Origin of the sequence: Bartonella sp. AP9QHHD (genome assembly GCF_042195625.1) — a bacterium.
Classification (GTDB): Bacteria; Pseudomonadota; Alphaproteobacteria; order Rhizobiales; family Rhizobiaceae; genus Bartonella.
Genome location: NZ_JBHIOP010000062.1, coordinates 80,519 through 86,947, shown reverse-complemented (window position 1 = coordinate 86,947; position 6,429 = coordinate 80,519). Strand labels below are relative to the sequence as shown.

Here is a 6,429-nt window from a genome sequence, read left to right as displayed (position 1 = left end):
TGACTGTTTGGGCAATGCGCATGCCCCGTTGGATTGAAAAGTCTTCTTGGCCTAAATTGATAAGAAGGACTTTGACTTCACCACGGTAGTCACTATCAATCGTTCCTGGAGTGTTGAGGCATGTGATGCCGTGTTTTAAGGCTAAGCCAGAGCGTGGACGTATTTGTGCTTCAAACCCAAGGGATAAATGAAAAATGAGACCTGTTGGAATAAGAGCACGCTGCCCAGGGCTAAGAACAAGCGTTTCTTCTTCTCCAATGGCGGCGCGTAGATCAAGGCCAGCAGAACCCGCTGTCGCGTAGCAAGGAAGTTCTAAACCTTGTCCGTGTGCAAGACGCTGAACAAATAAAGTCTGGGCATGTGAAGGTTGAGAAGAGACAGGATGATTGTTTAGAGGGGCGTTGGTTTCAGTGTGCGACATGATCGAGGCATTTCCAAAATATGAGGTCTAGAAGAAAATGATACTTTAACAAAAGATATCTATAAAACCAAGTCGATAAAGGTGTGTGGATATAGGTTGTCCCCAGAGCTTGCTTATCATCTTTGGCTGACCTAAAATATTCCACAACACCACCTAACATTATCAATGGCATTTTTCAATAATGGCATCATCAAGGATGGCTTATGCCTAGGGGCATGCGCTTATTTGAGATCTAAATTATGGTTACAGATAAGATTTTTTAGATACTACCGATAAGAATACCCGTGGCAAAAACCAGAGCACCCCCAATGATGACCTGTAAAGAGGCGCGCCAAAAGGGAGTGGACATGAATTTGTTCTGAATCCAGACGATGGCGCCTAGTTCGAAAAAAACAATGATAAAAGCAATAATTGTCGCTACATAAAAAGAGTTGATCAAATAGGGAAGAGTATGACCTAGTCCTCCTAATGTTGTCATGATGCCGCTGGCAAGACCTCTTTTTAATGGCGAACCACGCCCTGATAATTTGCCGTCATCATGGGCTGCTTCTGTAAAACCCATTGAAAGTCCCGCACCAATTGAAGCTGAGAGCCCTATCAAAAAAGTTTGATGCGTGTCTCCCGTGGCAAAAGCTGCGGCAAAAATGGGGGCAAGGGTAGAGACAGAGCCATCCATTAATCCTGCAAGACCTGGTTGAATCCAAGTCAAAAGTGTTTGTCTTTGCGTTTTTGAAGGTTTTTTTATGGTGTGATTTGCCGCTGTTGTTTTTTGGGAGGGATGGCGGCTCTTTTCTTTCACAAGAGAAGTTTTGTCACATAATGAACCGATAGTGTTTGCACGATTATGACAAGAAAGGCACAAAAGTTGCTTATAATTTTTAAGCTCTTGAAGCCCCATAGCGGTAAAAACCGCGGCTTCCTTAGAGGAATAAGGTTCTAGAGCTTTTGCATATTTTAAATAGAGCGCCGCATGTTGCTCTTTTAATTTGAGCGCTTTAAGTATCACGTTTTGTGCTGAACGAAAGGACAGAGCTTTACGTTGTACAAATGAAAAAAACAATTTCAACATTTTCTGTTCCTTTGCACTTTAGAATAATTCTAAAACATAAGAAAAATAAACCGAAAGTCAATCTAAAAGTTCAAAACTGAAAAATTGCAAAAAGGTTGCAGTAAAAAAATGCTGGGGTGCTATGAAAGTAAAGCTGGCAAATAAATTCAAGTACAGGAAGATTTATTAAGTGGGAGATTTATTAAGTGGGGTCGAGAGGGGGGCGTGAAAGCATTGAGAGAAAATATGCTTTATTATGGGACGTTTTCAATGGAGCATTCTAATGTATTGTGAATATATGGAAATAAGCGGGCACGATCATTCATTTGACGGGTTCAAAAGACGATAACAATCTTTGGAATTTGAGATAATTCTTTAAAAGAGACTTTTTCAAGGGACAAAAGTCTCTTTCATGAGGGCGTCCGTGAAGAGTATAAAAGAGTAAAACAGTAAAGCCTTCATACAATAATATACACTCCATTGAGCCTTCTTATCTTTACGCTGCATAAAAGATATTGATTTATAATGATAATCTAGCGTTATTCATATTGAATTAGCCTCCCGAATAACGTGGGATTCTCTCATTTCAAATCTGTTTATCTTAAATCAATCAAAATTACTTGCTTGCACACTACAAGCGGGGTTGGTGTGTGGGTAAAAACTATAGAAGAAAGGACTAAAAATGGCTCTTATGAGCCGTCTTAAGAGCCAAGGGCTGTCACAACATTGGGGGCTGGCAAATAGATGGTGCTGGCTTGTTACTTCATAAAGAGCAAGCTTGCATCATCATACACCTTAGCTCCCAGTGTTGCGACAGTCTTTAGCACGGTTCATTATAGGCATGGCATTTTATTGTACAGTTTTACGCCACTCATTCTGCTTGTGGAGGTGTAAGACAGTATTCTTATAATATTTACGCGCATTTTAGCGTTGTTACAGCTTTTGCATTTAGGTGGATTTGTTAGCGTGTAACGAATTATCTTTTGTGCTGTAATTGCAGGGGCAGGTTTAAGGGTGGGAGTGTATAAATGAGAGAGATATTATCATATCAAATTGTTTGATCACGCATAAAAATTTATGCTTTATGAAGGGGCATTTATCGCCTTGTAACTTGCCTGATATCTTGTATGAAAGCCCAAAATTCAGTAGGATTCCTCTCACTTCAAAACTTCTTATCTTAAATCAATTCAAATCATTTTCTTGTATATCACAAGGAGGAGTGTGGGTGCTGTGTTTTTATTTAAAGTATGGGATGAGTTGAAATGTGAAAAGTGCATAATCTCTACGCGTTAACAAACGTTTTTGATGTTTTTAAAAAAGAGCGAAATTGTGCAGAAAAAAAGGGAGCATATATGGAAAATAGTGATAGTTTGAAATTTTGGCGGCTTTCTGAAAAACTAACAATACTGCAGGCAGCGCTTTTAATAGTTGGATTAAATCCAGGAAAGTATTTGTTTGTCAACAAATTAGAACCAGAAAAAAGTGATATTTACGAAGATAACCTTTCCGTATCATCAGAGAAAACTGCTAATTTCCGTGCAGCCTATCATGCTATCGTTCAAGCGGGAAAAAGCAATCGATTAGAGATAGAATGGTCGTACTATAATTTTTCGGATTTTATAGATGCAGATTCCTCATATGTTCGCGTTGATGATTTAAAAGAATGGCTTTCATCGCGTGGTCTGTACCCTCCATTTTTTTTCCCTGAGGATGATTCTGCTGAGACTAAGGATCAGAAATATTATGCGTTTCAAGATCCAACGCATCCACGTTATGCTCCAAAGCTTGCTGCTATTGTTGCAGCATGGGAAGCGGTGAGTGAGGCTGAGGGTGGTAAAACTGTTAAAGGAACGCTTATAAAGTGGCTTAGTGAACATGCCGTTCAGTACAAGTTGGTGGATGATAATAATTTACCAAGAGAGAAGCTCATTGAGGAATTAGCGGCTGTTGCGAATTGGGAACCTACCGGAGGGGCGCCTAAGACACCTGCCAATTAATTTTATCAAAAGAAAAAAAATAAAAAGATCACTAAAATTGCGCTGCTTTTTTTGATAATTTTGAAGATAAACTCTTTTTCTGGGGGAGATTTTTACTTTTCTTCCCTAGATTATAAGTAATTGTTTTTCAATGAAAATAATTTTTATAGTGTTCCTCTGACTGTTCAGGCGGGGGAAATAGACATTTTGCGGCAGTAAAATTTACCCTGTAGTTTTCGTAACTTACCTCTCTATTTTTGTTTGATTTTTTGGTCATTTTTAAAATCCAAATCAACTGAAATGGAGTGCAACATGATTAAAGTTAATCTTTTTTTTACTATGCGTAAAAGTGTGAAAATTTTTCGAGGAAATGTACGGATATTTGGCAATGTGTTGCGAATGAGGTGGTACATAAATCGTTTAGAGTAGGTGTATTGTCGTGTTGGTTAAAGTTTGAACTTATCCTTGTTATGGAAAAGGTCAAAACTGAGCGCCATACGTTCTCTCCATAAAGAAATCTTGTCATCTATGAGCGAGTGAGGATTTCTCTTGAAAAATTTGCACAATAATAAAACTGGTTAGCAAAACCCGTTCTGTGGTGTAACAAAAAGAATGTCATAAATGATTATCTCATCATAAATATGCTTTAAGAATAACCCGTGCGTGGCGAAAGTCTATGGCGTAGTCGCTATAGATTTTTGCTCCGTGTGTGGTGATTAATGCTCTTGTTTATCTCTTGTCAATGCAAGTGCCCATGAAAGTGATGGGTGTCTATTGCTTCATTGTGATGCTTGGTTGTTCATGTTTAGAAACGACAAGTGTATTAAATGCGATAGGGCTGATAGAAAGGAAAACGTATCCTGTAAAAAATAGGTATGTCTTTAAAATAAAGCTGATAAACGAAATTATTTTTTTATCTACCTTTTATATGGTGAGAGAAAGGTATTCAAAGTGCAAGCATACGCAATTTAGCAGTAAATCCCAAAATAGCATAGATCGTTTCTCGGAAAAGGGGAAGAAAATCTATCTGTAAAAGCTATGTTGGGTCGTGTGACAGGTGAAATAATGCGGTTAGGGCAATAAACAATTGTTATTGGTGAAGAGATAGAAATCGGTTGGGTGTTGATTTCTGGTTTATTAGAGAATTTTCTTTGTTATTTTGTCAAATACGATCGTTTGAGGTGTGGTCATATAAAGCGAAGCTTTTTTCAATCTTGGAAAGATATTCCCATTGCGGAAAATCATATAAAGTTTAAGCAACGGCAGCACGATTTTTTGTGCAATGAAATGATAAGTATGTACAATATCTCGGTAATCTCCATGGGAAACTTTACCGGATCCAAGGTGTGGATATTGTCTTCTGCTTACCCCAAATCGCAGATATTTCAAAACAACAACGGTGGAGAATGAATGTTGGATATGTTCTAGGGAAGGTTGCAAAAAATGGCAGTTTTCAAAAAAATACCAAAAATGACGAAAGGAGCGGTTTCCCACTCCTTCGTTCCTATCTCCCCTTGCGGGGAAGCGGCCACCATTACTGATGCCGTGTATGCTGATATAGGTACACTTATTTTTCTCAAAAGTCAATACTGTAAATGCGGTAAATATTTGAGCATCAGAGCTACAACTTTATGAAAATCTTCGCAGGATAATCTTGGAACGGTACGTGAGCAACTTAAACGACTTACAGAAACTGTTGTGACATAATTGCAGATAATCCACGCTTTTTTATTCTCTATAGGAGATTGTATTGGATACGCAGCGGGATTATTGGGTTGTGATTTCGTTGAAAAAGGTAAAACTGTCACATTTCCATATAATTTTGCATTCTTAGAAAGCACTAAAACAGGCCGCTTTTTCCAAAATTCAGGGAGTATCGAATCATGAGGAAAATCACACCAAAAAACTTGTCTGATGCGTGGTGCCGATTTGATTCGTGGTTTTATATGAGGTGGTTTTTCGTAAGGCGCATTTAAATCCCTTTCTTTTATATGCTCACGCCATGCATTATGATCATGTTCCATCATAACACATGGTTCTTCAAGTTTGGTTATATCTAAGGAAATAGGTGATAGGGTAGAAGGCTCTGTGTTCTTATCTTCAGCCATAGCAGACCATTTATATTTATTGGTCCCCTCACTTATTATTTTACGGCTTTTCTATCACGAGTTTTTATCAAAATGTTGCTTATAAGTACAGAGAGGTGAAACCATAAAATGGATGTATCTGCTTATTTTTGTCTTTTGAGTACAACGCTAGAGGAGGGATGTTGGTGACTCGTTGGTGTGGGTGGGTTGGTTTGGCGGTGGGTGGTTCTGGGTGGGGATTGGTGACTGGAGGGTTGTTGGTAGGGGAAAGCGATTGGAGAGAACGAGTGCACGCGGTTTCGTTTCTATTTTATGGTTAGAGTTTTTTATGGATTGAAAGGAGCCCTTTTGAAGTAATATAGAGGCTTATAAGGGAGAAAAATAGGCTTGAGACGACATTCCAACCGGCAAATGAGAGAAAAAGAAAGCGTGCGGATGCTTCAGAACAAGAAGGGGGATGAATGTTGTTTAATTGGCTGAGCAGCTGGTTAATGTCTGAGGTTTTTCTGACTGCGCTTAAACCACAGCTGAGGGGAGCTTCCCAAAAGCCATATTCAACACCCGCATGATAAATGGCTAAAACAAGGCTGATGCACATTAAGACAAAAACACACAAAAATAAAAGTTGTACCCAAGCAGTTATGCGAAAAAAATATGCCCCAAAACCTGCTAAGAGCAAAAATGGTATGGCACCATAATAGGGGAAACGCTCTATGAGACATAAATCGCAAGGAAGATACCCTCCGAAATGTTCAAAACCAAGGGCAATCCCTATTGTGGCAGACAAGCAAAAAGCGAGAAAAAAAGCCCATAAACTTTGTTCTTTTCTGCTGGGTTCAAGATGAAGGTGCTTGTGTAAAAGTGGGTGAGAAGACAAAACGCATGCCATTAAGTCTG

The 6,429-nt window shown here is 38.8% G+C and carries 6 protein-coding genes; 2 read left to right on the top strand and 4 right to left on the bottom strand.

Annotated elements, in window-relative coordinates:
• Both dut and ACFIK4_RS05295 read right to left on the bottom strand, forming a co-directional pair.
• The coding region (dut, locus tag ACFIK4_RS05300) for a dUTP diphosphatase (protein ID WP_375675316.1) at positions 1 to 421 on the bottom strand (421 nt) is incomplete at its 3' end.
• 259 nt (positions 422 to 680) lie between these two features.
• On the bottom strand, positions 681 to 1,490 hold the full coding sequence (locus ACFIK4_RS05295; RefSeq protein ID WP_375675314.1) for a VIT1/CCC1 transporter family protein: 810 nt from the start codon (positions 1,488 to 1,490) through the stop codon (positions 681 to 683).
• 1,331 nt (positions 1,491 to 2,821) lie between these two features.
• Between ACFIK4_RS05295 and ACFIK4_RS05290 the strand changes: the two genes are divergently transcribed.
• The gene (locus ACFIK4_RS05290) at positions 2,822 to 3,466 is read left to right on the top strand and encodes a hypothetical protein (protein WP_375675312.1); all 645 of its coding nucleotides are present in this window, start codon (positions 2,822 to 2,824) and stop codon (positions 3,464 to 3,466) included.
• A gap of 1,562 nt (positions 3,467 to 5,028) precedes the next feature.
• Here the strand turns inward: ACFIK4_RS05290 and ACFIK4_RS05285 are convergent.
• The gene (locus tag ACFIK4_RS05285) at positions 5,029 to 5,553 is read right to left on the bottom strand and encodes a type II toxin-antitoxin system PemK/MazF family toxin (protein ID WP_273790913.1); all 525 of its coding nucleotides are present in this window, start codon (positions 5,551 to 5,553) and stop codon (positions 5,029 to 5,031) included.
• 164 nt (positions 5,554 to 5,717) lie between these two features.
• Between ACFIK4_RS05285 and ACFIK4_RS05280 the strand changes: the two genes are divergently transcribed.
• Positions 5,718 to 5,852, top strand: a complete 135-nt coding sequence (locus ACFIK4_RS05280; RefSeq protein ID WP_375621584.1) for a hypothetical protein — start codon at positions 5,718 to 5,720, stop codon at positions 5,850 to 5,852.
• On the opposite strand, the gene ACFIK4_RS05275 is transcribed toward ACFIK4_RS05280, so the two are convergent.
• Entirely contained in the window at positions 5,849 to 6,421 is a 573-nt protein-coding gene (locus tag ACFIK4_RS05275) for a disulfide bond formation protein B (protein WP_375675310.1), read from the bottom strand. The genes ACFIK4_RS05280 and ACFIK4_RS05275 overlap by 4 nt on opposite strands.
• Positions 6,422 to 6,429 lie beyond the last annotated feature (8 nt).

What these genes read in the sequence shown, in the direction of transcription:
- ACFIK4_RS05295 (WP_375675314.1), bottom strand. Translation starts at nt 1,490, where the DNA reads ATGTTGAAATTGTTTTTTTCATTTGTACAACGTAAAGCTCTGTCCTTT.
- ACFIK4_RS05290 (WP_375675312.1), top strand. Translation starts at nt 2,822, where the DNA reads ATGGAAAATAGTGATAGTTTGAAATTTTGGCGGCTTTCTGAAAAACTA.
- ACFIK4_RS05285 (WP_273790913.1), bottom strand. Translation starts at nt 5,553, where the DNA reads ATGGCTGAAGATAAGAACACAGAGCCTTCTACCCTATCACCTATTTCC.
- ACFIK4_RS05275 (WP_375675310.1), bottom strand. Translation starts at nt 6,421, where the DNA reads ATGGCATGCGTTTTGTCTTCTCACCCACTTTTACACAAGCACCTTCAT.